Below are 26,082 nucleotides of genomic sequence, written 5' to 3' on the forward strand. Positions count from 1 at the left end.
CAACGTCGGCATACCCCTTGTCGGGGCAAGGAGACTGAAGCCGTGCCCGCGGAAAGCATCCGCCCGCAGCGATCCTGGACGGCAGCTTTAGAACGCGTATGTGATAACAAAGCTAAAGTTTAATCGAGTTATTTCGCAGTTTCCATCAACTACGACAAAAGAACTAATAGCATGTAAAAACCTCAAGTTGGCCAGGCGTTAGAGCTAGACAAACATAAATATTTTATACATTCTTATCTTTTTAAAAAGAAGCCAGTAACCGAAATGAACGGTTTCTGGCTTCTTTCTATATACCTTCCTGCAGTCCTTGCTTCAGATTCGTCTCTAACTGCGTGAAATACTCCTTTATAATTGCTGTATCGGAGTGTGGTATTTTTTCACCTTTAACAATTTGCGCTCCATTAATACATCCGCTCGTGAGTACAATGATATCACCTTCATCACCTAACGACAGCGCTTTTTTAACTCCATCTTCCCGTGATAAAGTAGCATGGATATTTTCAGCAGATCGATCCGAGAATCCATCCATTACACTGTCAACGACCTTTCGGGGGTCATTAAATCCGGGATGATCCACCGTCACTACGATCGAATCTGCTTTACCTTCTACCATTTCTGCCATTTTAGGCATTTTACTAAAATCACGGATTCCTATTCCTGCAATCATTACAATCAATTTATTGTATTTAAGTTTATGCACTTCTGCTAATAAACTTTTAAGCGCTACTGGCGTATGCGCATAATCAAGAATGACTTTCCTTCCAGCAGTATCCTCCTGCAGGATTTCAAATCTTCCTTCAGGATTTTCGATGAAAGAAAGAGCTTGTACTATTTTTTCAGTTGAAAAGCCTGAATCGAGCGCAACACATACTGCCGCCAAGAGATTCGCTACATTGTAATCACCGAAAACTGGAGTGCGAACTGTAAAACACTCACCATTAATATTCAAATCAATCAGCGAACCATTTTCGTTCACTCGGATGTTAGTTGCTGTTACATCCGCATTGGATTCTCCTGACAGGCTATAGGTAAATAGATTTCCTGTAAATGAATCAATAATATCCTGTGCCATTTGTGGGTCATCCACATTTACAACTGCAGTTTTCACTTGATCAAATAACTTCAGCTTTGCCTTTTTATAGTTCTCAAAATTCCTGTGATATTCAATATGCTCCGGAGACAGATTTGTATGTATCCCTACATCGAAAAGAATTCCTTCGACACGTTTTTCTTCAATTGCAATAGAAGAAACTTCCATAGATACCGCTTTGTCCCCTGCTGCATATAAATGATCAAAGATGTAATGTATATCAGATGATTCAGGAGTTGTAGGAGTGCTTTGCATGAATTCAAGTTTATTTTTCGAACTCCATACTCCTGTTGTACCGATAGATCCTGTTGGCAGTCCTAAATTATTTAATAACGATTTAACATATACAGCCACTGTTGTTTTACCATTAGTACCAGTTATTCCAACAGTCAACATGTTTTTATAACGAAATTCGTGGAATATACCTGCCAACTTGGCCACAGCCACTCGCACGTTTTCAACATACAAAAATGTACACTCAGGATATTTTACGCTCATTCCCCTTAGTGCCTCTTCATTGTCACCAAGCATTACCAATGCACCTTGCTCAATTGCATCTTCTATAAAATAATGACCATCATCGTTTTCTCCAGCAATACAAACAAAAGCAGATCCATCGACAACTCTGCGTGAATCATAAGTTATCGATGTAATGCTGTTCTGTTTACTGCCGTATATCTTTAAAATACCTATTCCAATATCTTTTTCGAAGTTAATATTCATCGTTGCACCTCGCTACTTTCTTCACCACGGACACTGGAGTTATGAGAAGACTCTTTGTTAAAGTATAACTTATTTTTCTCTGTTGAAAAACATGCTATTCGTATCAATTTATTATACGTGAGGTACATTATTTTACATTTTTACTATTATCTTGCTGCACTGCTTTATAAAACGAGACGCCCATCAGCATTATAACGATGGAAAACGGCAGCGCAGCGATAATAAGGACATTCTGCAGTCCCTGTGTGCCGCCAAAATAAACGACGATTGCCGCCATTGCTGATTGTGCCAGTCCCCAAACGATTTTCACCGAATTTGATGGATTAATATGTCCATTTGTACTTAACATTCCTAATACAAACGTAGCTGAGTCAGCTGAAGTGATGAAAAAGATGGCAATTACAAGAATAGTTATAATGGACATCAATGTGCCGAGGGGATAGTTTTCCAACACTCCAAACGTAGACGTTTCCAGCGTTAACTTAGAGATCTCTACAATACCATTTTGCTCAAGATTTAAAGCGGAAACTCCAAATACTGCAAAAAAGATAAAGCATACTAATGATGGGACAAGCAGGACTCCCAGCATAAATTCTTTTACAGTACGGCCCTTTGAAATTCGTGCGATAAATATACCTACGAAAGGTGCCCACGAAATCCACCATGCCCAGTAGAAGATAGTCCAGCTGTTTATCCATTTACGATTTTCACCATCTAATGGTGCTAAATGAAAACTCATTTCGAAAAAGTCGGTTATATATCCACCAAGTGTACTTGTAAACATATTGAGAATATATAAAGTAGGACCTACGATAAATAATATAATCAACAATACAAATGCCAATACCATATTGATATTACTTAAATACTTAATTCCCCGACCAATTCCTGACCAGGCTGAAAAAATAAATAACGCTGTCGCCACGGCTAAAATAATTAGTAATACCGTGAAATTATTTGGAATTCCAAATATATAGGATAATCCACCATTTATTTGAGCGGATCCAAATCCGAGTGTCGCAGCAACACCTACTACCGTTGCAACAACAGCTAATGTATCAATCAGTTTTCCTGCAATTCCCTGCATCGCCTTTTCCCCGAACAATGGAACAAGCGTAGCACTGATAAGACCTGGTGCTCCACGATGGAATTTAAAATACGCTAGCACGAGCGCTACAATTCCATACACTGCCCAAGCATGTACACCCCAATGGAAAAAAGAATACTGAAGTGCTTCTTTTATTGCTTCTTCTGTTCCAGGCTTAGCTTCGGGAGAAGACACAAACGCATGCTTAATTGGTTCTGCGGTGGTCCAAAATACAAGACCCATACCCATTCCAGCACTGAATAGCATAGCGAACCATGACAACAGGCTGAATTCTGGTTTATCTCCTTCTTTTCCAAGTTTAACCTTACCAAATTTGGAAAAAATTAAATAAACACAGAAGGCTAACATAATCATAATAATGATTAAATAATACCATCCAAAGTTTACGGATATTGCTTGTGTTACTTCTGCTGTTAATTCTTTTAAATTAGCTGGGGCGATTGAACCCCATACTACAACACCAATACAGATAATAAGTCCATACCAAAAAACTACTGTTACATTCTTCACTTTTCCACCTCTTATGTATGTTTTTTCATTTAAAAGCTTTTGCCTTATTGAACAAACATATACCCGGAATTCAGGATACCTAAACAATTTGAGAGCACTTTATTTGTTCCAGATTTCACTAAGAGAATGAAAATTGTATTACATTTAAAGCACTTAATTAGAAGCGTCTTTGGTTACATTTTTAACTTCTGAAAATAATCAATAATTCCTAATGCGCTAATCTGCATATCTAAGTTAATTAAAATATACACATCATGGTCATCGGGCACATGCAACTCTCTTAAATGTTCCTTTACACGATACGACATTCTCGTTGCAAGTTCTGCATAATTTTCTCCTGCAGCAAAGGTTCTTTCTCCTTCTTCCATAAAAACAGCTAACCAATTAGATGCTTGGTCCAAAGCTAGGTCAATATTCTCTGTCATTCCAAAATGACCGTAATAAATACGTTCCACATTCATATCGTTCACTCGTTTAATGGCCCTTTGCATGGCTGCCGGATCAAAATGATTAGGGGATGTTGATGGAAGGAAAAATTCAATTCCATCACGGATTAATTGGTCGTATCGAATTCCAACCGTATCACCGGTAAATATGCCGTTACTGACTGGGTCATAGATACTAAAATGGTGTTTCGCATGACCTGGAGTATCCAGAAATTCAAGTGTACAGGAGTCTCCAATCTTTAGTTCATCCCCTTCTCCTTTAATAAGTATCTTATCTTCCGGAACTGGGATGATTGGATCAAATAACTCAGCAAAACTTTCGCCGTATATAGCTCGTGCCCCAGCAGCAAGTTTTTTGGGATTTATTAAATGTCTTGCTCCTCTTGCATGAACAACCACTCTAGCGTTAGGACAATCCTTAACTAATAACCCAGCCCCTCCAGCATGGTCGAGATGAATATGTGTAACTATAATATATTTTACATCTTCCAGAGAAAATCCCATTGAATCCAACCCTTGTTTTACATACTTCACCGAAGGGCTTGGTCCAGTTTCAATTAGAGTCAGTTCTTTTTCATCAATTACATATGTACCAGTACGTTCAGGTTTCCCTAAATCATACCCATCAATTAAATAAATTCGATCGTCAATTCGATCAGGTTTTTTCATCTCCATTACGAACACCTCTTTTACAAATGCTTTCTAATAATTATAACACCCCTTAACCAATTTGTGTGGCTGCCAGCACTACTTAATTAAGCATGTTTTGTGCAGTAATTTAGTACACTGCATCAACGCAAGGAACATTACTACATTTAAAAAACTACCTATTCACACGACGGGAATAGGTAGTTTTTATGGCTAATTAATTCAAGAGGCGATTTGTTTCATCTACTTCCAGTATTCTAGTCGGAACTGAATTTTTATTTCCTTCCCCACCACAAATACTGCATGTATACTGCCAGCCTTCATCATCCGCCAGCATACCTGTCCCCTCACAGGCTCTGCATGTATCATCTCGGTCAACCATTTCAAGCATCCTCCTCAGATAACAACATCAGACTTAGTTTCTAGATTTCACATAAAAATATACATTAGAAAAGACCCCTATTCGTTTGAATAAGGGGCCATTAATTGATTAAGGCTGGACTATCTCACTCCGCGCATATATGTTTGGATTTTTTTGGTAGATGCAAGAAGGACAAAACCAAGTAAAACAGCTACTCCACCAATTACACCAAAATAAATGGTTTCACTTGATGGATCATATAGCTTAACTACTTGAGCATTAACTGCTTGTCCTGCTGCGTTTGACATAAACCATAAACTCATTGTTTGGGCTGAGAACGCTGTCGGAGCAAGCTTTGTCGTAGCTGATAAACCAACAGGTGATATACAGAGTTCTCCCAGAACTACTAGGAAGAAGCTAAGCACAAGCCATAACGGACTTACAAGTGATTCTGTCCCATTAATCATAGCTGGGAAGATTAGAATCATAAATGAGACACCACCAAAGATTAATCCAAGAGAAAACTTGGTAGGTGTAGAAGGTTGACGATCTCCAAGTTTAATCCACAGACTAGCGAACACCGGTGCCAGGAAAATAATGAATAACGGGTTCAGTGACTGGAACCAGGATGCAAATAATTCAATTCCAGCGAAACTAAGATCCGTTCTTTCCTTGGCATATAGAGCCAGTATAATAGAACCTTGCTCCTGAATTGCCCAGAATACCATTGATGCCACAAATAAAGGAATGTAAGCAAGGATCCGCGATCTTTCATCTTCATTCGTTTTTGGACTGCGATACATAACAATAAAGTATGCAGTTGGAATGGCTATTCCAAGAAAACTGATCAAATAAGTAAATGTAGTTATTGTTAAGATATTGGTAGGTACTGTAGCAGCAAGTAGGACAGCAATAATAACCGCACCTATTCCAAAGTTTCGGAATACCTTTTTCTTCTCATTCGATTCCAGTGGATTTGGAACATATGTACCTGCAAGACCAAGATATTTTTTTCTGGTCATAAGGAATACCACTAAACCAAGGAACATTCCGAAAGCTGCGATACTAAATCCATAATGATAGCTGTATTCCTGTCCAACGGTACCAACAATTAGCGGCGCGATTAGTGCACCCATGTTAATACCCATATAGAAAATACTAAAGCCTGAGTCCCGACGAATATCTTTCTGGCTATACATATCTCCAACTACGCTGGAAACGTTCGGCTTTAATAAACCTGTACCTATTATAATGAAAAACATCGATACAAATAATCCTGAAACTCCCACTGGAAGTGAAAGTGCAATGTGACCAATCATAATGAGTACTCCGCCATAAAAAACGGTTTGTTGTGTACCTAAAAGCCGGTCTGCAATCCAACCACCAATTACACCCGTCATATAAACTAGCGCTCCGTAGATTGCCATGATTGATGTAGCGGTTTCCATGCTAATTCCAAGACCACCGTCAACAACCTCTGTGTACATATAAAATAGTAATATTGCCCGCATTCCATAGTAAGAAAAGCGTTCCCAAAATTCAGTAAAGAATAACGTAAATAAACCTTTAGGTTGTCCAAAAAAACCACGTTGCGGTACACTTTGAACAATTTTTTCCCGACTAATATTTTTCATGATGACTGTAGCTCCTTCTTGTAAAGTTAAAATTTTTCTGTTAATTCATGTTGGACTAATAACAGGAATTAATCGCAACAGAACAATGATATTGGGACTGTTAACATTTGTCAATTGACGAAAATTTGTAAACTGTCTTAATAAAAATTCTTTTTACAGGTCATTTACATAATGTCACAATTCGAGAAAAAGGGTTGCTAAAATACAGTAAATAAGTTACACTAAACTATCGATGTTTCAAAAAAATAAATTAAGTAAAAAAATGGAAATTCGAGGTGAAACAATGAAGAATATACTTTCTTCAAAGATGGGGTTCTTTTTTGTTGCAGTACTTTTACTATGGATAAAATCGTATTCAATATATGTTAATGAATTTAATCTTGATATTCAAAATGGTATACAGGAGTTCCTGCTGTTTATTAACCCACTTAGTTCAGCATTAATATTTCTTGGGTTTGCATTATTTGCAAAAGGAAAACGAGCAGGTATTTGGATTATAGTTATTGATTCAATTATGAGTTTCCTAGTGTACGCTAACGTGGTTTACTATCGTTCAGCTACCGACTATATTACTCTTCCAACGCTTACCCAAACAGATAATTTTGGTAGCTTAGGTGGCAGTATTGCTAGTTTAGTAGCCTGGACCGATGTATTTTATGGTTTGGATGTAATTATTTTAATTGCACTATATATATGGACAAAGAATAATTGGTCAACCGCTCGTATGCAGAAGAAAAAGCCGGTAATGGTTCTTGCAGTAGGCGTTTTGGCTTTCTCTATTAATCTAGGTTTGGCTGAAGCAGATCGTCCTCAGCTCTTAACTAGAACTTTTGACCGTAATTATATTGTGAAATATTTGGGCTCGTATAACTTTGCTCTCTATGATGCGTATCAGACTATACGTTCATCCACCCAACGCGTTTTGGCAGATAGCAGTGATATTACCGAGGTTGAAAACTATACAAAAAACAAGTTTGCTGAACCAAACCCTGAGCTTTTCGGGGCAGCAAAAGGGAAAAATGTTATTAAAATTCATTTAGAATCGTTCCAATCGTTTTTAATAGATTATAAGCTGCACGGTGAAGAGGTAACACCATTCCTTAATTCACTTGTGCATGATGACAGCAAAAACTTTACGTATTTTGATAACTTCTTCCATCAAACAGCACAAGGTAAAACCGCTGATGCTGAATTGTTGCTGGATACATCCTTATATCCTTTACCACAAGGGGCTGCCTTTGTTACAAAAGGAAATAATACGTATCAGGCACTGCCAGCAATTTTAAAACAACAGCAGGATTATACAACAGCCGTGTTCCACGGAGACAATAAATCCTTCTGGAATCGCGATGAGGTATATAAAGAGCTAGGGATTGATGAATACTTTGATTCAAGCTACTACAATATGACGGAAGAGAATGTGATTGGTTATGGACTGAAGGATAAACCATTTTTCAATGAATCCATGCCGATGTTGAAGTCTTTAGAAAAGCCATTTTACGCTCATATGATGACTTTAACACATCACCACCCTTATTTAATAAGCCCAGAAGAGGCTTCTATTAAGCCTGCTGAAACTGGAGATCCATCGGTAGATCGATACTTCCAGACAGCTAGATATCTGGATGAATCATTAAAACTGTTTTTTGAGAACCTAAAAGAAGCTGGATTATATGAGGATTCGGTGATCATGATATATGGTGACCACTACGGCATCTCTGAAAACCATGACGAGGCAATGGCACAAATCGTCGGGGAAGAGATTACCGACTTTAAACACCAGCAGTTGCAACGTGTTCCGTATATGATTAAAATTCCTAGTGTAGACAGTAAAGGAATTAATCATGAATATTCAAGCCTGATAGATGTAATGCCTACTATGCTTCATTTAGCAGGAATTAACGCTCAGGATTATATTCAATTTGGTACAGACATGTTCTCAAAAGGACATAAAGAGTATGTGGCATTACGGAATGGTGATTTCATCACACCGGAATACAGCGCTATTTCGGGAGAATACTACGATAGTAAAACTGGCGAAGAAATTAAACCAACAGAAGAAATGAAAGAAATGCAAAAGAAAGTACGACATGAGCTCACGCTCTCAGACAAAGTGTTATATGGAGATCTCCTTCGTTTCTATACACCGAATGAAAAGTGGAAAGAAGTTGACACATCAGGTGTTTCGTACGGTAAAAATTCTTCAGACTCAGAAGAAGAATAATAAACAAAACTAAACAAAAGAAGCAATCATGTGAATGAATTTTCACTGATTGCTTCTTTTTTTGTTTAATTAATAAACATTAGTATAAACTAACAAAAATAATAGTGGAAAAGAGGTGAAGTAAATGGGTAGAGATGAACATAAACATTCAAAAGGCAAAAATCACTTAGCACAGACTCCGAAGAGCAACAAAACGGATGGCAGAGATGTTGAATTTATTGAAGAATTTGCTGACCATGAAGACAAGGAAGCTATGGAAAGAAGTAAAGCGGCCGACAAACGTGCAAAGGAGAAATAAAGGTGGAGGTGTTCTAAGATGCAACAATACCTGTGTCCCAACTGCAAAACCAATCGCTCACGCTTTAACTTAATTGAACAAGTAGCAAAACCAATTAAACTTGATCCACAAACAGGTGAGGTAACGAACGATTATACAAACGGAGACGTGGAAGTTTTTCACACACAATACAACGGTCCAAAATATAAGGTACAATGCGGATCATGTGGGCTCATTGAAGACGAATACACATTTGTTAAATTTGCAGAATACAATCGCAGCTTATAGAGTCAATAAACCATTTGTTCACGATTCTGTTAAAATCCATCTTCATTGAAGACAAAATACCTAAAGACTTCTGCGTGACACTCGCCCTAAGGTGCGTTCCGTATATTCGAAGATGTGAAATAGATACACATTTTTTTACTACATGTAACTTTTTCAGTGGCCAGAACGCCAGTCCAAGGAGACTCGGGCGTTCGTCAATCAACTAAGCATACACTACGATATCTGACAGTATCTCGATAATAGAGATACTGTTTTATTACTTTTTCACCCACGCATTTTGCGAATAGCCACGCTGTTCCCAAAATCCAATATGCTCGTTTTCAATAAGCTCTATACGATTTAACCACTTCACTGATTTATACGCGTACATTTTAGGAACAATCAAGCGGACTGGCCCACCATTTCTATTGGTGATCAATTCCCCATCTATAAGCATCGCAACCATCACACCATCCTGCGTAGCCTGATCAATGGATAGAGTATCTGTATACACCCCGTCAGCAGAATAAAATTTTACATACTTAGCTTTCTTGTCCACTCCAGCATTCTCTAAAAATCTACGTAATGGGATACCTTCCCACGTAACATCATAAACACTCCAACCGGTAACACAGTGAAAGTCACTAACCTGAACATCGCGTCCGAGCTTCAGAAATTCATTCCATTTGTACGTATTTGGGCGATCAACTAATCCATCAATGGTAAAACTCCAGTTTTCATTAGTCAATTCAGGCATTTCTGTGACAGTATAATAGCGAAACTCTCCATTACGCCCTCCCCCAATAGGCGGTTTTGACTTAGGAGCAGGTTGTGGCAATGGTCGAAACTTATTTGCTTTTACTTCGTTTGAAAAGTTTCCAAGTGACGGAAAGTAGGTCTTTAACCAGTTGCCGATGAAGGGAATGGATACAACTACAATTAAGCCTCCAGCCAATTTGCGTAAAAAAGTCCGTCTTTTTAATAAAGGATTACCGTGCTCTACAGGTATTGGCTGCTTAAAATCCTGATTTTTATTTTTTTCAAGTTTCTTAAACCATTTACTACGTGTAATACTGTGGTAAACAAGATACGGAACACCAACCCATGTTGCTATGTCATGAACGAACAGCATAAAGGTGCTGATTACTGGTGGAAATATACGATGAAAGGTTAAAAACAACCCTGATACAATAAGGATCACAAGGATGAAAATCACAAAGAAAAGGTTATTTCGATGATTGATGCGTTTTCGCAGTCTGTTCAAATGTTTGGTCATTTTTGGCAAGTAAAAGAAAAGTGGCAGCATACTAATGATTCCAATCCAAATATGAACGTTTTTAACGTCCACCCGAAAACCTGGAAAGGCGGAGCGGAAATCAGACGAAAATAAAATAAAACCAGTTATGGTTAATAATAAAAATAAGATGGCATTAGCGTGATGCAACCGTACAAGTCTTTTCCCTACGTTTAAGTTCCGTGTGAAAAATAACTTCCACCTCATGACCTTCACCTCTAACTTTCTCAATTAGTCTACCAATAGTATAGACTTAATGGGAAAGGCAAGTAAAACAACAAAGCTCAGGAAGAACCAGTTAAATTCAGTTTAAATAATATAGTTGCATATACCTGTTAGCTTTACACCTGGTAAGCGGTTTCATATAATAGTAGTATTGATAGCTATATTCAGGAGGGGTAAGATGGCTCGAACGGAAGAAGGAACCCTATTATGGGAACCCAGTGAAAAACGAAAACAGGATGCTAATATCAAGCAGTATATGAATTGGCTGAAAAAACATAAAGATTTATATTTTGAGGATTATCATTCACTTTGGAAGTGGTCAGTAGATGAACTGGAACAATTTTGGGGCTCGCTATGGGATTATTTTCAGATACAATCTAAAGGAAATTATCAGAATGTGTTAACAACGCACGAAATGCCTGGTGCAGAGTGGTTTACTGGTTCAAAAATTAACTATGCAGAGCACATTTTCCGAAACAGAGATCGCTTTAAACCGGCTATTATCCATACATCTGAAGGAAGAGAAAAATCCGAGATAAGCTGGGACAGGTTATATCAGGAGACTGCCGCATTACAACTAACATTGAAACATCTTGGTGTACAAAAAGGTGACAGGGTCGTTGCATATGTAGCCAACATATACGAGTCAGTTGTCGCCTTCCTTGCTACATCCAGTCTCGGTGCGATCTGGTCAAGCGCATCACCAGATTTCGGGACGCAAAGTGTTATCGACCGGTTTAAACAAATAGAACCGAAAGTTATGATTACGGTGGATGGTTACCGATACAGCGGAAAGGATTTTGACCGCACAGACGTAGTGAAAAGCATCCAGTCAGAGCTTCCTACTTTACAGGCAACTATAGCAATTCCATACCTGAACAAACATTCAACCTTCGATACGCTGAAGAATGTCACACTTTGGGAGCATGCTGTTTACTCTGGCAAGGATATTACACTTCACTTCGAACACGTGCCATTTAACGATCCGCTATGGGTATTATTTTCATCTGGTACGACCGGAAAACCTAAGCCAATTGTTCAGAGTCAAGGCGGAATTTTAATGGAACATATGAAAGCTTTAACGTTTCATGCTGACCTAGACGAAACGGACCGCTTCTTTTGGTTTACGACTACAGGCTGGATGATGTGGAATTATCTTGTAAGTGGATTACTTACAGGAAGCACGATCGTTTTATATGATGGCAATCCAGGCTATCCTGATAAAAAAATGCTGTGGAAACTTGCAGAAGAAACAAAAATGACTGTCTTTGGAACAAGTGCCAGCTATATTACTGCCTGCATGAAAGATGGCCTTGTGCCGAGAGAGGAATTCGATTTGACCTATTTGAAAAATATTAGTTCAACTGGTTCTCCGCTCCCACCTGAGGGATTCCAGTGGTGCTATGACAATGTAAAAGAGGATGTATGGATTGCCTCTGCAAGTGGTGGCACAGATGTCTGTACTGCATTTATCCTTGGTGTTCCTATTCTTCCGGTGTACGCAGGAGAATTACAATGCCGCGGCCTTGGTGCGAAAATCGAAAGCTTTAACGATGAAGGACAATCAGAAATAAACGAAGTTGGAGAACTCGTTTTAACAGAGCCGTTCCCTTCTATGCCAATCTACTTTTGGAACGATGAAGATGGCTGCCGACTTCACGAAAGTTATTTTGATGTATTTCCTGGAGTTTGGAGACATGGTGATTACCTAAAAGTAACCGATCGCCATACATGTGTAATTTATGGACGGTCAGATGCAACAATTAATCGTGGCGGTATAAGGATTGGTACGAGTGAGATATACCGGGCTGTGGATCAGATTGAAGAAGTAGCTGACAGTTTAATTGTAGATATACCGGATGGTGATGGTGATTCGACTGTTCCACTGTTTGTTCAAATGAAGAAGGGCCACGAGTTAACGGAGGATATTCAAAAGGAAATAAAGAGCAAAATCAGAACCCAGTGTTCACCAAGACACGTTCCTACTGGTATATACAGCGTACCTGACTTACCTAGAACGCTAAATGGTAAAAAATTAGAAATACCTGTAAAGAAAATTCTGATGGGGCAATCAGTGGATAAGGTGGTAAATCAAGGTTCCTTGAGTAATCCTGATTCACTCCACTATTTTATTGAATTTGCTAAAACAGAAAAATAATTATACTACTGCCATCTCATTGCTTGAGTGGCAGTTTTTTTATTCACTTAGGTAAACCCCTATCTTTATTCCTTTTTCTCTAATTCCTTTATACTATGTACGTATACTCCATTTAACGCCTGCGTTGCAAGTCGATCTGCTTCCTTATTCTCTTTTCGGCTGATTACTTCATAGACAGACTTAATTCCGATGCTGTCCATTTTCGTTTCTATTCGATCAAGCCAACCGTTTAATTTCTCTTCATAGCACGGCCATTCACCGAGCAATTGTCTTAATACACCCTGTGCATCCCCTTTAAATGTACAAGGAATATGATGAACGCCCATCTCCGTTAACTGTACTATTGCATAATGTAATGCTGCATACTCCGCTTCGTTATTGGTATCCATCACATCAATAAATTGATTTGTTCGAAGCCGATAGTTTTTATTATTTTTCTGAAAATAGATAACTACACCTAGTCCAGCGTTCCTCTTCGTACGATCAAATCCACCATCAAAATATACAACGATATCATGCGGTTCTTCGTCGATAGTCTCCTTCAACCTGCTGTATTCCTTCGGTGTCCACTCATTTCCCATTTCATCAACAATTACCAACTCTTTTACACGGCCGGTTTTTTCAATATCACCAATTAACTGTTCAGCTGATTCCTGTGAAGTCCATCCTGATTCAAATTCCAAAGCAACTGTTTTCTTACCCTTATACACCCACTTCAACTTTACATTCATTTCTGAGTTCCATCCTTTCCTCACACATAAGTTCACCTATATATTAACGGAATATACCTTCCCCTGCTTTATATTTCAAGGTCGGATGCAGATACATAAAAGAAGCACTCATCGAAATTAGTCCACCAATTAATATCGTCTTATCTGTACCAATCTGCGCTGCTGTGATCCCAGCTAAGAATGCAGCTAACGGCAGTAAAATCCATGTCATAAAGCGACTTGTCGCTTGAACACGTCCCAATAAATAATCAGGAGTCAGTGTTTGTCTGATCGTAGCAATACAAGGATTCATCATGGAAACTGCAACAGTCCCAACCAAATTAAACATCACCAATGTAACAAATGTTTCCGATAAACTAAAAAATACAATGGATGCGCCACCCATGAACGAAGATAGAAATAAAATCATTCGATACGAAAACTGTTTCCTTAGCAGATTTGTCACCAATGCTCCAAAGACTGCACCTGCCCCACCGATTGAAAGCAGCCATCCTATTTGAGTTGTCGACAGCTGAATGGTATCTTTTAAGTGAAAAATCATCATGGTTAAAAAAAGTGTTGTGCCAAAAACGGAAATGAGTATTGCAAGGTTAGTAAACAGAATTGGTTTTGTTTGAATTACAAAATCAAAACCCTCTTTAATATCTTCGCGAAATGTCCTCTTTTCGTTATTTTCTGGTATGGCTTTTTTTATATCAATACTAAGTACGGCAATGAATGCAACGAAAAAGCTAAGACTGTTGATTAGCAGCGCATATCCTGGGTTATACAAACTAATTAATACTCCACCAAGACCAGGGGCAACTAAAACGGCTGTATTAAACATACCCGTGTTAATCGAATTAACCGCATGCAAATCTCTTCGCTTGACCATATTCGGAACTGATGCAAACTGAGAGGTATTATAAATCTGACTAAGTACACCGATCGTTAAAGCTGCGCAATACAATTGCCACATTTCCAACAGATCCATCATAAAAAGAATACCAATTAATCCTACAATCAGTCCCCTTCCAGCATCACAAATAAGCAGTAACATCTTTCGGTTAAGTCGATCAGAAAGAATACCAGTAACAGGCTGCAATAATACTGGCAAGCGTTCAATCGCGGCGACCATCCCCATACTAAAAGGTGATCCCGTAATGGCAAGCACCATTAATGGAATAGCAATCAGATATATTTGATCACCAAAAAATGAAATTAAATTCCCCCCCATGAAGCGAAATACCGGATAGTTCTTTGATAACGGAGGGAATTCCTTTCGAATTATGGCCTCACTGCTATTTTCCATACATATAATGCTCCAATTCTTCGCCTAATGCTTTCAGCGTATTTTCCTTCAATCTGTATTTTGATTCTATTATTTCCACTAGTTTTGCAGATCGAAGTATTTTTAAGTGATGATGTACAGTTGACTTCCCTAAGTTCAATTTGCGTGTCAGGTCTTGTAAACTCGAATCATTCTCTGACAAATATTTAACTATTTTAAGCCGGACCTCATCACCTAACGCCTTATGTCTATTAACTAAAAACTGATTCGGCTGGTAATCATCGCCAGGATGAATACTTTCATTTACAACAGGATAATAAAAAACTTTCGTCCCTTCGATATCAGTTTCTACATTCCACGGTCGATAGACATATTGAGGAATTAGCAGAACATGATATACCCCTGGCTCAGGATAATAAGTGCTTCCTCCCGTCGCCCATTCGACTAAAGCTTCCGGTGACAACTTCTTTTCCATTTCTTTTTTTGCATTACTATCCCTTTCTAAAATGGCAGCGAACGCTCCTTCTTGCGGTTTGATACCAGCTTCATACCAACCTTTCATCACAAAGCACAAATGTTTCTTTAGAACTTCCGGATCAACTGTACTTATATAATCGATATAGGCAGGATAAAATGGATTATCTTTTGTGATTTCCTTTAACTTTTCTACCGCTGCATTACTTCCAGTTGAAGCAGATTCTCTAACAGCTTCATAACAGCTTCCTACATACGGAAAACAGATATGTCTTAATTGTATTTCGCCCCGCTCTTCAATATATCCCGAGAGTTCGTTTAAATCCTTAAACGCTTCTTGATGCAAAAACTGCAGCAATGCTTTCCAGGTATTATTTTTCTCTACGTACGCAAGATGGTTGAGCATCTCATCAGATAATCGTTGCTTAATATCGTTCCAATAGTCATCCTTCTTCTCAAGCGTATCAAGCAGCCTTTTATTCGTGACCGCTGCAATTCCGAGCGCACACTCCCACAACAGGGAATGTTCCAGCTTGATTTGATAGGTTTCTCTTTTTTTACTTGTCATATTTAGTACATCCATTAAAAAAACACCCTTCTATTCATTCTATATATATCGAATTAATAATTCAATATATTTCGAATAAAAATTTTTCCGATTTTACAAGCCGCTTTTTCGTAAATACAATACAACTCAGTGGAAATACAGTCCACTTCCCATGAAATACGAGCCGATTCACGATAAATACCAGCCGCACCACAAACCCGAGTAACAAAAAAAAGGATCCAGCATCAATCTGCTGGACCCATCTAAATCTATTACTTATCCAATCTTACTTTCAGAACCTTGCATGGCATATCTGCCATGATGAATGTTTTCGATGTAACATCATTTTTGACAACTAATGTAACATTTTTTTCTTTTAAAATAGTAACCTGTTTTTTATTCAACAGCAATTTGCGTGGCTTCTTATCGTTTTGAATATCAATTATTACTTTCACGTCTGAAGCAAGCGCTCTTAAATCTTTTGTATGGACGGTTGCTGTCCCGTTATTTTTCTTAGGATTCACTATTACTGTTGGCTGTTCTTCACCTGGAAGGTCAGGTGTAGTAGTAATGCGTCCTTCTGGTCCATATTCAATTGGGTTTGCCTCTGTACTGTTTAAGCTCTCCACAAAATCTACAGTTGCATCCAAATCCGTCGGTCCCATAACCGGGTTCACCCCAAGCTCACTTATTGGAGCGTATTTAGAACCTGTTGACGTACCCATGAAATTGTTTACGGTCAGTGTGTATGTTTTGTCCATATCGACCGGTGTGCCATCAGGTAAAGTTACATCAACTACCTCGGCAGTTTCAGGATTCCAGGTATAATGAAACCCACTGATACTGTAATCAGGTCCATAGATCGAAGAAAGCTGTGCTTGAATAATAGGGTAAAGATCTGCACCTTTTATTTCAAACTTCATTAATGTGTTGCCGAATGGCTGAATGTTATACAAATCACCCCAGGTAACTTCACCTGCAAGCAGATCTGCTCGAATTCCTCCCCCATTCATCATGGCAAAATCACTATCCATTGCTGCGTTCATACCGTCTGCAAGTAAATTACCTAACCCATGATCACCATCGTTTGAATAGTCACCTGTCAGGTCAGTCGCATTATACCCTAAGACTTCATTCATAATCGGGGCTATTTGCTCCGAATACTTTTGTAAAATGGCTGTTACCGCTGGATCGGGTGATACCTGGCTCTGATCAACGAATACTACTTCCGCTTCTTTTTTAACAATGTCACCAGTTGCACGATCAATTTCTACATCAACATCGGCAAAAGCCTTTCCATATTCAGAAGCCTGCACGATTAGTTTGTTGTCGACAACGCCATCCACTACCTGATGGTTATGCGCTGCAAATATTATATCAACTTCATCGTTCACTTCGTTCGCCAGATCAGCCGCCTGACCAGTTGCACTAGCACCTGACTGATCAGCAGGTATGTGCGCTAACACGACAATTGCTTCGACACCTTGTGTTTGCAGTTCAGTTACCGCTTCGTTCACTGCTATCGTCTCATCCGTGAATTTGATATCCTGAATTCCAGCTGGCATTACCATACCGGCCGCTTCCTGTGTAACAACGCCAATGAATCCGATTTTCTCTCCATCAACCTCTTTCACTACATACGGTGGCAGAAAAGTTTCATTCGTGTCTTTGTATACACAGTTAGAACATAAAACAGGGAAATTCATGCCATCGTAATTATCTGTTCCAAGTCCTTCAGGATGCTGTCCACCGTTAACCATTCGCAGGAGCTCATCTGTTCCTTCGTCAAATTCATGATTCCCTACCGTACCTACGTCAAAGCCAATCTCTTCCATGACTTCAACGGTCGGTTCATCCTGAAGCAATCCTGAAACTGGAGAGCTCCCACCAATCATGTCACCTGCGTGAACAACTAACGTGTTAGGATTTGTCTGCTCGCGTGCGTCAATTGCCCCTGCCACATAATCCATTTTTCCATACATATCAAATGTACCGTCTCCATCAGGATCAAGCTCATATTCCTGATCAATTTTCCCATGTAAATCATTCATGCTCAAAAGCTGAACCTGAAGATTATCTGTGCTTCCATCGTCATCTCCAGCAAACGTATAACCGTAGTCCTGTGCAGTCTGTTCATCCCAGAAAAACACACGATTTTCTACTGGTACGTCTTCCCAGTCATTAGGTAAAACATATTTCATCGTATCGGAGTTTACTACATATTTAGAAAAACCTTTCTGATCGTCATTTGCACGAAACTCAAATGGTAATTCCAATAGCGGATCCTCTGGGTCCCAAATACCAAGGCCAGCATCTTTAGCTTCCTTCACCGCATTTTGGTAAGTTGGATAAACTTCTTCATCAAACGGTGCAATAAAGTATGTTACCGCGTAACCCTTTTTAACCATCTCTACATTAATATTCACGCCATCTTCTTTACGAATGACCTCAGCTAGTAATCTGCCGTATTGGTCAGTAGGCTCTTCCCCGATTTTCACCAATACCTCATCACCTGGCTGAAGTAATTCATTCATATAAGCTTTGGCTTCTTCGCCCATCGTTTTTTGATTCAGATTAATTTCATCACGTGCTGGATCATCATTATGCGCTGTGTATGTTTCTGGAGTATCCATATTCAGGAAGCGAACCTTGGTTCCTCCAAGAACAGGTGTTGCAATATGAATCGTATCCCCGTCCGTCACGCTTTCAACAGTAGATTCATATACTCCAGCAGCTGATGGAGGTTCTGGTTGTTCCTCAGCTAACTGAATATCAGCTTGTTCAGTTGGTATAATCTGATACGAGTTATATTGACTAACTATCGCCGTAATGTCATACCACTTATCCGCTTCAATCAATGCTGGATCAAGGGACCCTTCCATTACTCTAAGCGTTGTACCATTAAAATCTGCATCCACTACTGATATGTTGTAGCCCCCACCAGCCGGAGTTGATGGAATGTCATTGATAAAGCCAGTTAACTTTACCAATTCTCCTTCATACTGCTCTGCAATTGCCGGGTCCTGCAGTTCTTCCAGTGTAATCGTTTGTGCTGCTGGAACGGTTTGTCCTTGCTCGATCACCTCAACCTCACTTGGGATGACCTCTTTTAGACCATTATATGAATCTAGTTCTCCGGTTACTCTTACACGATCTCCCTCTGCTACGTTCGGGATAGTTCCTTGCTCAAAAGCAAATAAGTTAATGCCGCCTGTCTCGTCTTGTATGTATGTCGTAAATTGTGCGCCAGTACTTATTGCTGTGTTAGCAACCGTTACAATTCCTTCCACTATAACTGCGGTCCCATCACTTAAACCCCTTGCATCTGCAATTGTATATGCCTCAGCATCCGGATCCGGGTCCACTGGCGGATCTTCAGGATCAACTCCATCCGCTGTGTGGGAACCAAGATATGCGAATGTATTTGATGCATAATCTGTCCACTCTGTATTCGTATATGTTGTATTTGGCTTGCTTATGGAAGCATTTCTTACCCTGGTCACATCTTTTGCAAAATCACTGCCGGTGCCAATTTGACCAAACGAATCGAGTAACGTTCCATCTTTTTTCAATACAACAACGTCATCGCCATTAAAATTAACAACCGCTGAATCCTGCAAATCTGCTTGTGTCAAAAGAGCTGGATCAGCACTTTTATGTGCAATAACAAAAGTCTCACCATGCGTCAATGTACCTGAAAGCGTCACAGATTGACTGGCTTCTGTAGCACCATTACTGTATAGCTCTACCTGATAGTTTGATAAATCTACTTCCTCTCCTGTTCCATTAAATATTTCCAATGCTTTATTGTACGAACTTCCCTCGATGTATTCGGAAATAAATAATTCGTCTGCTACTGCTGTACTTTCAGCCGAAACAGCTGTTCCAAAGACAGTTGTAAAATTCATGAAAACCAGTGTAAAAACAAGACACAGATTCAACATCTTCTTTCCAGTAGAATGCTTCATTGGTACCCTCCATAATTTTTTTATCATATCCACCATATAGTATGACACTAAGGGATATGACTCATTATTAATATGGCATAATTACTGGCAGTATACAATTCTATTTTTGTAAATTTATAGTAAATTCTCACTAGTTTACTGCGATTTATAAAAAAACAGTTAGTTGGACCTATATAACAGGAGTTCGAAAGACCTGCAAAGAGACTTACGTAATCATTCCAATAATATTTTTGCATTTATATGATCTAAATTGCACTTTCATCCGTTTACTTAAAGAAAGGAAGGTGCTTCCATGAAAACCATACAGACAATTATTCATATCGCAATTATATTCATATTAGTACTGACATTTACTCAACCCTTACCAGTGGAAGCGCACACTTCATTAACTGAAGCTACACCAGCATCAGGAAGCAAGCTGGAGAAGTCCCCTCAAGAAGTCAGACTGACATTCAGTTCAAAAATAGCACCGAATCTCTCCACTGCATCCATAAATATTCAAAACGGTGAACCCGTAAAAGATACAACAGAAGCTATAAGTGAAGACCAGAAAAGTATTTTGCTTAAGCTGCCAGACTTAGAATCAGGAAATTATACAGTAGATTACAAAGTAGTTTCTGTCGATGGGCATCCAGTCGAAGGTACCTACAATTTCACTTTGAATTTACCAGCACCTGTAAAAAAAGAGATTGAGACAAGCAAGAAAGATATGGAACACAGTGAAGCCCAAAAGAATTCCATAGTGGAAAAAGATGAAAATAAAAAAAATTCCAGCACACAACCATCAACAAATGAAGTGAAAGAAGCGCAGCACACACATGAGACATCTACTTATCTAATTCGATTAATTTACTTCTTTAGTATTCTTGCTCTGGCTGGTTGGGTATTATGGGGTGCCCTTTCATCCATACTCAGCTCAGAAGTAAAATCCTCCTATCTGAAAGGCTCGAAAATATTACAGTTCCTCCTGTTACTTTCATTAGTAGGTTATGGTTATTTACAGTTCAATATACTAGTTACTGGATTGGATGAGTTTCAATCACTTGTTTTTCAAACACCATTCGGTATTGGATGGCTTACGATGTTCGTTTTGTCATTAGCAGGATTTTTCATCATCCATCGTTCAAAGATCATCGATATAATATGGGTGATTTCACTGTTATTTGGGGAAGTTTTGATCGGTCATGCGATTGCGCAAGAACCATTACTCCCAACCGTTATCCTTGACTGGATCCACTTAATTGCCGCTGCGATTTGGGTTGGCGGATTGACGTTGCTTGTGATTTTCTGGAAAAACCATCGATCGTTTATCACAGAATTTCTACCATCTTTTTCAAGGTACGCATTGCTTAGTGTCATCACGCTAACAATCACTGGGAGTTTAATGACAATACTATTTTTGCCGGATTTATCACTTCTTTATGAAACCTTATGGGGAAAAATTCTATTACTTAAAATAAGTATGGTTCTATTGCTTGTTATTATTGGCTTTTCCATTCGAAAAACCATGAAAAACCGGCAAGCGTCTAAGTTGAAGAATTTCGTAGAATGGGACTTTGGAATAATGGTAGGCATAGTTTTGTTAGTAAGTATTTTAACAATTATAAGTCCCGATAATAATTCAATTGAAAATCCCGAAAATGAAATCCCTGCTTCTGAGACTCAAATAGGTAATGAATAAAACCATTTGCTGGAAGGAGTGATGAAAAAAATCACAAATTTTTTTACAATGCTTTCTATAGTTTGTAATCCAGTAGAAACACAAACCAAAAGGAGGAATTAACATGGCTTCAGTATTCGCAAAAGTTCTTGGTATTATATTTATCATCTTAGGGGTCGTAGGATTTTTCATTCCTATGGAAAACATCTTTGACCTAACAGTAGCGCATAACATCGTTCACCTGCTTTCAGGTGTAATCGCTTTGGCTCTTAGTTCAAGCGAAGCAAAGAGTGCAATGTATGCAAAAGTATTTGGTTTCATATACTTGCTAGTCGCAGTAATTGGATTGTTTGTAACCGAAATCGCTGGACTGGTTTTATTGCCAGCAGATAATGTACTTCACTTCATTATTGCTTTCGCTTCCATTTATGTAGGTTTCGCTTCACCAGCAGGCAAAGCTCAAACAAAAGCTGCATAAAGAAAAGAACTCAAGCAAATTAAGCTTGGGTTCTTCTTTTTTCAAATAAACTGATATAAATAGTCGGCGCGACCTCTACTTCTTTATACATCAGGAAACCAAACCGCTCATACAAGGTAACAGCTGGTAGGTTTTTTGAACCTGTACTTACTGTAATTCGGTTCACACATGGAAATTTAGTTAACACGTCGTCTACTAGTTTATAGCCTATTCCTTTGCGAAAATAATTCGGATTCACAACCAGTCTGCAAATAGTTAATTCGCTACCTTCCAATACAAATGAGATAAAACCTGCCAATTCTTCTTTATAATAATAACCAATAAATGTTTCCTTGCTTTCTATTATTGACTCAAGTTTATCATTTAATTGAGGTATGCCGTCGAAGCCTATTAGGTCAGCTTCCACTTTATAAGCAAGAATCTGTATTTCTAACACTTCAGCTGCCACTGATTTATTTGATGTGTTCAGTTTCTTGATCATCATAATTCGCTCCCTGTTTCAGTTCAACCTAATTAGGTTATAGTATTATAGTATCAAAAAGATAGGAGTCTATATATGGAAACTACTATAAAAGCATTTGTATTTGACGCTTATGGAACATTGTTTGACGTGCACTCTGTCGTAAAGAAATGCAATGAATTTTTCCCTGGAAAAGGGGACAGCATCAGTCAGACATGGAGAAAAAAACAGTTGGAATATGCTAATCTAAGAGAGATCATGGGTAACTATGAGACCTTTTTCTCCATTACAAAAGACGCGCTGACATACGCTGTGACAAGTCACGGGGAAAAGCTAAATTCCACTACGAAAGATGCCCTGGTGAATGCCTACCTCGAGCTATCTGTCTATGAAGAAGCTAAAGACGTTTTAGAGAAACTCGAAAATAAACAACTTGCCGTATTTTCAAATGGTTCACATGACATGCTAGACCCGTTAATTGATGGCTCACCACTCCGAAATAGTTTCAATAAGATCATAAGTGCAGACGAAATTAAATCATTTAAACCTTCGCCGACTTCTTACGAATATGCAGCAAAAATACTAAATGTGACACCTAAAGAAGTGCTGTTTATGTCCTCAAATGGTTGGGACATCTCAGGAGCTAAAAACTTTGGGTTTCATACAGCATGGATTAACCGAAATGGACTGCCTGTTGAAAGTCTCAACCTAGAACCAGACCGAAATTACAGTGACTTAACAGGGATTCTCGAATGGAAGTAGATTTGTACTAATGGACAGACAAATCCTCCTTCACCGGGGAAGGAATCGATACTCCGGAGTCCGCAATTGAGATCACTGGAAAAATGATAGATTAAAAAAATTAATTTTTCACCATCACCTAGCATCATCGAATATACGAAGACTCCTGCGGGAACAGCGCGAGCTGAAGATCTAAGCAGGAAAGCGGTTTTTTAAAGGATGGCCAACTAAACCCGTCCTTTGCGGACAACGTTGGCATACCCCTTGCCGGGGCAAGGAAGCTGAAGCCGTGCCCTAAGGTGCGCTCCGTATATTCGAAGATGCGATGATAGATCCACTTATTTTGTACAATAACCACTGCAGTTTCACAAGGAAACCACCACAAAACTATTTCCGCTTATCAGCATACACCGCCATTGCATCACGCATAAACAACGCTAAACCCTCACCATACTTATCGATATTTTTGGTAAACCTTTCATCGTCCACATACATTTGCCCAAGTCCTTTGAAAGCATCCAGCGAATAATTGCCGAGCTTATTCAAATAAACAAACCATTCCTCGATGCCTTCCTGTGCTTCGTCTGATTCAGGAGAGAGAGCACGTAAATCAGCCAAATTCTTATATATCTTATCAAATTCTTCCCCAAGAGCAGCTTGCTGCTTTTTTGACATGTGGCCTATCTTTTCATTTGATTCATTAACTGCCTCGTCGCCCCAACGATCCCTTGCTTCTTCTTCATAAGGATTACTGCTGAAATCAAAACCTTCAAATTTTTCCTTTTCACTCATGATTAATTCCCCTTTCGTGTTTTTAATTGTGTTGGTAATCATTCTAATCATGTCGTCCATTCTGCGCCGTTTTTCTAAGAGCATATTTCGTTGCACCTCTAGAGCTTCCGTTCGATTGAACGTTGGACTGGCCATAATTTCTTTTATCTTCTTCAAAGGGAAGCCCAGTTCTTTAAAGAATAATATTTGCTGCAAGGTCGCTAGGTTTTTTTTCGAATATAAGCGGTAACCTGACTCAGTTGTATCTTCAGGAGATAATAATCCTATTTCATCGTAATGATGCAGTGTGCGCACACTAATGCCAACTAGATCAGCCACTTCTTTAACTTTCATTAACTACAAACCTCCCTTCCATTAGTACTATAAGCTATCACGTAACGTTAGGGTCAAGAAGAAAAAAAATGAAACCCATTAATTAATGAGTTTCACCTTTTTCTCCCTCTGGTGGTTCTGCCCGGTATACAAAAAACGAGACCACCAAAGCAATTATTGTAAATCCTAATGCGATCAGGTAAACCAGCTCAACACCTGAAACCATCGCTTTACTTATTTCGAGTGGGTCGGTCGGCGTTGAGGCGTTATCCAGAACACTGTTTTTTCTGGCGTTCATTATACTTATAAAAGCAGATACACCGATTGCTCCTGCCACCGGCTGTAATGTTGTCATCACTGCAGTCCCGTGTGGATAAAGTTTTTTTGGCAACTGATTAAGTCCATTCGTTTCAGCAGGCATCATGATTGCCGAGACGGATATCATCAGCAGAATATAACTGACAACAATTACCCAAATAGAGGTATTCATATCCAGTTTAGTCATTACAAACATTGTTATACATAGCAGAATGCTCGCAGGAATCATTAAAAGTCTTGGTCCGACTTTATCAAAAAGCTTTCCCATAACAGGGGATAATAACCCATTCAATAAACTTCCCGGCAATAAAATCAAACCTGCAGTAGCTGCCGTTAAGGCTAGCGGTCCCTGCATATAGATTGGTAATATAATCTCGGACGCAAACATCGCCATGATAATAATAAGAAACATAACGATTCCAAGCGTATACATAGGAAATTTAAATACCCTAAGATCAAGTAAAGGCTCTTTAAGCTTAAACTGTCTAAACGAAAATAACGTCAATGCGATAATCCCAATAACTATCGGCATGAAGGCAACTGGACTGAGAAACCCATCCTCGCTTCCACCAGCTGAACTGAAGCCAAATACAACTCCGCCAAATCCAATAGTTGAAAATATAATTGATAGTATATCCACTTTTGGCTTTGTAACTTCGGACACGTTAATTAAGTACTTATACGCGAATGCTATAGAAAAAATGGCAAAAGGAATTACAGTTATAAATAAATACCTCCAGCCCAAATGTTCAACAATAATCCCAGATAAAGTTGGACCGATTGCCGGAGCAAACATAATAACAAGTCCCACCATACCCATCACAGCACCACGTCTGCGTGGTGGATAAATTAAAAGAAAGGTATTGAAAATAATTGGAATCAATAATCCAGTACCTATTGCCTGCAGTAACCGCCCACCAAGTAGTATAGAAAAAGTCGGTGCAGTCGCACAGATAATAGTTCCAATTGTAAATACAGTCATTGTACCTAAAAACATCTGCCGCGTTGTAAACCATTGCATTAATACGGCGGAAACTGGAATAACAATACCCATTACAAGCATAAATCCTGTCGCCATCCACTGGACAGTCGTAACTGATATCGTAAATTCTTCCATCAATGTGGTGAGTGCAATATTTAGTAATGTTTCGTTCAAAATTGCGAAAAAGGCACCAATAATTAATGAAATCATAATTGGCATTACTTTACCATTTGGATCATCCGCAAGATATTCATATTTCTTTTCTTCTGTATCATCATTCATGCTGCTATTTCCCCTTCTTTATATATACATTAAATTTATTATCGTTCGAGTTCCGTTTATTTCAGTTTACACTTTAGCGTTATTATATCTCCTTTTTCACAT

General features: G+C 38.8%; 20 protein-coding genes. 7 read left to right on the plus strand and 13 right to left on the minus strand.

All coding sequences use genetic code 11. The features are described 5' to 3' along the window. Positions 1 to 286: 286 nt before the first annotated feature. The 5 genes from VBD025_RS02315 to VBD025_RS02335 form a co-directional block, all read right to left on the minus strand. Entirely contained in the window at positions 287 to 1,813 is a 1,527-nt protein-coding gene (locus VBD025_RS02315) for a UDP-N-acetylmuramoyl-L-alanyl-D-glutamate--2,6-diaminopimelate ligase (protein ID WP_430788919.1), read from the minus strand. A 127-nt stretch (positions 1,814 to 1,940) separates the two neighbouring features. Further along, positions 1,941 to 3,431 (minus strand): glycine betaine uptake BCCT transporter, encoded by a 1,491-nt coding sequence (locus tag VBD025_RS02320; RefSeq protein WP_430788921.1) that lies wholly within the window; start codon positions 3,429 to 3,431, stop codon positions 1,941 to 1,943. 173 nt (positions 3,432 to 3,604) lie between these two features. Then, positions 3,605 to 4,552: an MBL fold metallo-hydrolase gene (locus tag VBD025_RS02325; RefSeq protein ID WP_430788923.1), complete on the minus strand. Its 948-nt coding sequence runs from the start codon at positions 4,550 to 4,552 to the stop codon at positions 3,605 to 3,607. A 190-nt stretch (positions 4,553 to 4,742) separates the two neighbouring features. Further along, the gene (locus VBD025_RS02330; RefSeq protein WP_430788925.1) at positions 4,743 to 4,907 is read right to left on the minus strand and encodes a hypothetical protein; all 165 of its coding nucleotides are present in this window, start codon (positions 4,905 to 4,907) and stop codon (positions 4,743 to 4,745) included. Between the two features lie 119 nt (positions 4,908 to 5,026). Then, a complete protein-coding gene (locus VBD025_RS02335; RefSeq protein WP_430788927.1) occupies positions 5,027 to 6,520 on the minus strand; it encodes a peptide MFS transporter in 1,494 nt (497 codons plus the stop codon). Positions 6,521 to 6,803: 283 nt separating this feature from the next. On the opposite strand from VBD025_RS02335, the gene VBD025_RS02340 reads away from it, so the two are divergent. From VBD025_RS02340 to VBD025_RS02350, 3 genes are all read left to right on the plus strand, one after another. After that, entirely contained in the window at positions 6,804 to 8,744 is a 1,941-nt protein-coding gene (locus VBD025_RS02340) for an LTA synthase family protein (protein ID WP_430788929.1), read from the plus strand. 124 nt (positions 8,745 to 8,868) lie between these two features. Beyond that, on the plus strand, positions 8,869 to 9,042 hold the full coding sequence (locus tag VBD025_RS02345) for a YfhD family protein (RefSeq protein WP_430788931.1): 174 nt from the start codon (positions 8,869 to 8,871) through the stop codon (positions 9,040 to 9,042). Between the two features lie 18 nt (positions 9,043 to 9,060). Further along, the gene (locus tag VBD025_RS02350; protein ID WP_430788933.1) at positions 9,061 to 9,309 is read left to right on the plus strand and encodes a DNA alkylation repair protein; all 249 of its coding nucleotides are present in this window, start codon (positions 9,061 to 9,063) and stop codon (positions 9,307 to 9,309) included. 256 nt (positions 9,310 to 9,565) lie between these two features. Here the strand turns inward: VBD025_RS02350 and VBD025_RS02355 are convergent, their stop codons facing one another. Beyond that, the gene (locus tag VBD025_RS02355) at positions 9,566 to 10,789 is read right to left on the minus strand and encodes a molybdopterin-dependent oxidoreductase (RefSeq protein ID WP_430788935.1); all 1,224 of its coding nucleotides are present in this window, start codon (positions 10,787 to 10,789) and stop codon (positions 9,566 to 9,568) included. A 196-nt stretch (positions 10,790 to 10,985) separates the two neighbouring features. Between VBD025_RS02355 and VBD025_RS02360 the strand changes: the two genes are divergently transcribed. Next, the gene (locus tag VBD025_RS02360; protein WP_430788937.1) at positions 10,986 to 12,965 is read left to right on the plus strand and encodes an acetoacetate--CoA ligase; all 1,980 of its coding nucleotides are present in this window, start codon (positions 10,986 to 10,988) and stop codon (positions 12,963 to 12,965) included. Positions 12,966 to 13,030: 65 nt separating this feature from the next. On the opposite strand, the gene VBD025_RS02365 is transcribed toward VBD025_RS02360, so the two are convergent. The 4 genes from VBD025_RS02365 to VBD025_RS02380 form a co-directional block, all read right to left on the minus strand. Then, the gene (locus VBD025_RS02365) at positions 13,031 to 13,696 is read right to left on the minus strand and encodes a reverse transcriptase-like protein (protein WP_430788939.1); all 666 of its coding nucleotides are present in this window, start codon (positions 13,694 to 13,696) and stop codon (positions 13,031 to 13,033) included. A 43-nt stretch (positions 13,697 to 13,739) separates the two neighbouring features. Further along, positions 13,740 to 14,987, minus strand: coding sequence for an MFS transporter (locus VBD025_RS02370; RefSeq protein ID WP_430788941.1), 1,248 nt, complete (start codon positions 14,985 to 14,987; stop codon positions 13,740 to 13,742). Further along, positions 14,977 to 16,023: an ArsR/SmtB family transcription factor gene (locus VBD025_RS02375; RefSeq protein ID WP_430788943.1), complete on the minus strand. Its 1,047-nt coding sequence runs from the start codon at positions 16,021 to 16,023 to the stop codon at positions 14,977 to 14,979. Before VBD025_RS02375 ends, VBD025_RS02370 begins: the two co-directional genes overlap by 11 nt. A 236-nt stretch (positions 16,024 to 16,259) precedes the next feature. After that, a complete protein-coding gene (locus VBD025_RS02380; RefSeq protein WP_430788945.1) occupies positions 16,260 to 19,955 on the minus strand; it encodes a 5'-nucleotidase C-terminal domain-containing protein in 3,696 nt (1,231 codons plus the stop codon). 292 nt (positions 19,956 to 20,247) lie between these two features. Between VBD025_RS02380 and VBD025_RS02385 the strand changes: the two genes are divergently transcribed. Together VBD025_RS02385 and VBD025_RS02390 are read left to right on the plus strand one after the other, a co-directional pair. Continuing rightward, positions 20,248 to 21,636, plus strand: coding sequence for a copper resistance CopC/CopD family protein (locus VBD025_RS02385; protein WP_430788947.1), 1,389 nt, complete (start codon positions 20,248 to 20,250; stop codon positions 21,634 to 21,636). A 103-nt stretch (positions 21,637 to 21,739) separates the two neighbouring features. Then, positions 21,740 to 22,093 (plus strand): DUF4383 domain-containing protein, encoded by a 354-nt coding sequence (locus VBD025_RS02390; protein ID WP_430788949.1) that lies wholly within the window; start codon positions 21,740 to 21,742, stop codon positions 22,091 to 22,093. 19 nt (positions 22,094 to 22,112) lie between these two features. Here VBD025_RS02390 and VBD025_RS02395 read toward each other — a convergent pair whose 3' ends face one another. Beyond that, the gene (locus VBD025_RS02395; RefSeq protein ID WP_430788951.1) at positions 22,113 to 22,577 is read right to left on the minus strand and encodes a GNAT family N-acetyltransferase; all 465 of its coding nucleotides are present in this window, start codon (positions 22,575 to 22,577) and stop codon (positions 22,113 to 22,115) included. A 72-nt stretch (positions 22,578 to 22,649) separates the two neighbouring features. On the opposite strand from VBD025_RS02395, the gene VBD025_RS02400 reads away from it, so the two are divergent. Next, a complete protein-coding gene (locus tag VBD025_RS02400) occupies positions 22,650 to 23,315 on the plus strand; it encodes a haloacid dehalogenase type II (RefSeq protein ID WP_430788953.1) in 666 nt (221 codons plus the stop codon). Positions 23,316 to 23,681: 366 nt separating this feature from the next. Here VBD025_RS02400 and VBD025_RS02405 read toward each other — a convergent pair whose 3' ends face one another. Together VBD025_RS02405 and VBD025_RS02410 are read right to left on the minus strand one after the other, a co-directional pair. Beyond that, a complete protein-coding gene (locus tag VBD025_RS02405; RefSeq protein WP_430788955.1) occupies positions 23,682 to 24,419 on the minus strand; it encodes a MerR family transcriptional regulator in 738 nt (245 codons plus the stop codon). A gap of 82 nt (positions 24,420 to 24,501) precedes the next feature. Beyond that, positions 24,502 to 25,980, minus strand: a complete 1,479-nt coding sequence (locus VBD025_RS02410; protein ID WP_430788957.1) for an MDR family MFS transporter — start codon at positions 25,978 to 25,980, stop codon at positions 24,502 to 24,504. Positions 25,981 to 26,082: the final 102 nt, after the last annotated feature.

The organism is Virgibacillus flavescens (assembly GCF_050574275.1).
Lineage (GTDB): Bacteria > Bacillota > Bacilli > Bacillales > Amphibacillaceae > Virgibacillus_F > Virgibacillus_F flavescens.

Bases quoted from the DNA above. Each gene is read 5' to 3' on its own strand.
- VBD025_RS02405 (WP_430788955.1), bottom strand. From the start codon at position 24,419: ATGAAAGTTAAAGAAGTGGCTGATCTAGTTGGCATTAGTGTGCGCACA.
- VBD025_RS02365 (WP_430788939.1), bottom strand. From the start codon at position 13,696: ATGAATGTAAAGTTGAAGTGGGTGTATAAGGGTAAGAAAACAGTTGCT.
- VBD025_RS02380 (WP_430788945.1), bottom strand. From the start codon at position 19,955: ATGAAGCATTCTACTGGAAAGAAGATGTTGAATCTGTGTCTTGTTTTT.
- VBD025_RS02400 (WP_430788953.1), top strand. From the start codon at position 22,650: ATGGAAACTACTATAAAAGCATTTGTATTTGACGCTTATGGAACATTG.
- VBD025_RS02340 (WP_430788929.1), top strand. From the start codon at position 6,804: ATGAAGAATATACTTTCTTCAAAGATGGGGTTCTTTTTTGTTGCAGTA.
- VBD025_RS02390 (WP_430788949.1), top strand. From the start codon at position 21,740: ATGGCTTCAGTATTCGCAAAAGTTCTTGGTATTATATTTATCATCTTA.
- VBD025_RS02360 (WP_430788937.1), top strand. From the start codon at position 10,986: ATGGCTCGAACGGAAGAAGGAACCCTATTATGGGAACCCAGTGAAAAA.
- VBD025_RS02385 (WP_430788947.1), top strand. From the start codon at position 20,248: ATGAAAACCATACAGACAATTATTCATATCGCAATTATATTCATATTA.
- VBD025_RS02410 (WP_430788957.1), bottom strand. From the start codon at position 25,980: ATGAATGATGATACAGAAGAAAAGAAATATGAATATCTTGCGGATGAT.
- VBD025_RS02325 (WP_430788923.1), bottom strand. From the start codon at position 4,552: ATGGAGATGAAAAAACCTGATCGAATTGACGATCGAATTTATTTAATT.
- VBD025_RS02330 (WP_430788925.1), bottom strand. From the start codon at position 4,907: ATGGTTGACCGAGATGATACATGCAGAGCCTGTGAGGGGACAGGTATG.
- VBD025_RS02355 (WP_430788935.1), bottom strand. From the start codon at position 10,789: ATGAGGTGGAAGTTATTTTTCACACGGAACTTAAACGTAGGGAAAAGA.
- VBD025_RS02315 (WP_430788919.1), bottom strand. From the start codon at position 1,813: ATGAATATTAACTTCGAAAAAGATATTGGAATAGGTATTTTAAAGATA.
- VBD025_RS02370 (WP_430788941.1), bottom strand. From the start codon at position 14,987: ATGGAAAATAGCAGTGAGGCCATAATTCGAAAGGAATTCCCTCCGTTA.
- VBD025_RS02345 (WP_430788931.1), top strand. From the start codon at position 8,869: ATGGGTAGAGATGAACATAAACATTCAAAAGGCAAAAATCACTTAGCA.
- VBD025_RS02375 (WP_430788943.1), bottom strand. From the start codon at position 16,023: ATGGATGTACTAAATATGACAAGTAAAAAAAGAGAAACCTATCAAATC.
- VBD025_RS02335 (WP_430788927.1), bottom strand. From the start codon at position 6,520: ATGAAAAATATTAGTCGGGAAAAAATTGTTCAAAGTGTACCGCAACGT.
- VBD025_RS02350 (WP_430788933.1), top strand. From the start codon at position 9,061: ATGCAACAATACCTGTGTCCCAACTGCAAAACCAATCGCTCACGCTTT.
- VBD025_RS02395 (WP_430788951.1), bottom strand. From the start codon at position 22,577: ATGATGATCAAGAAACTGAACACATCAAATAAATCAGTGGCAGCTGAA.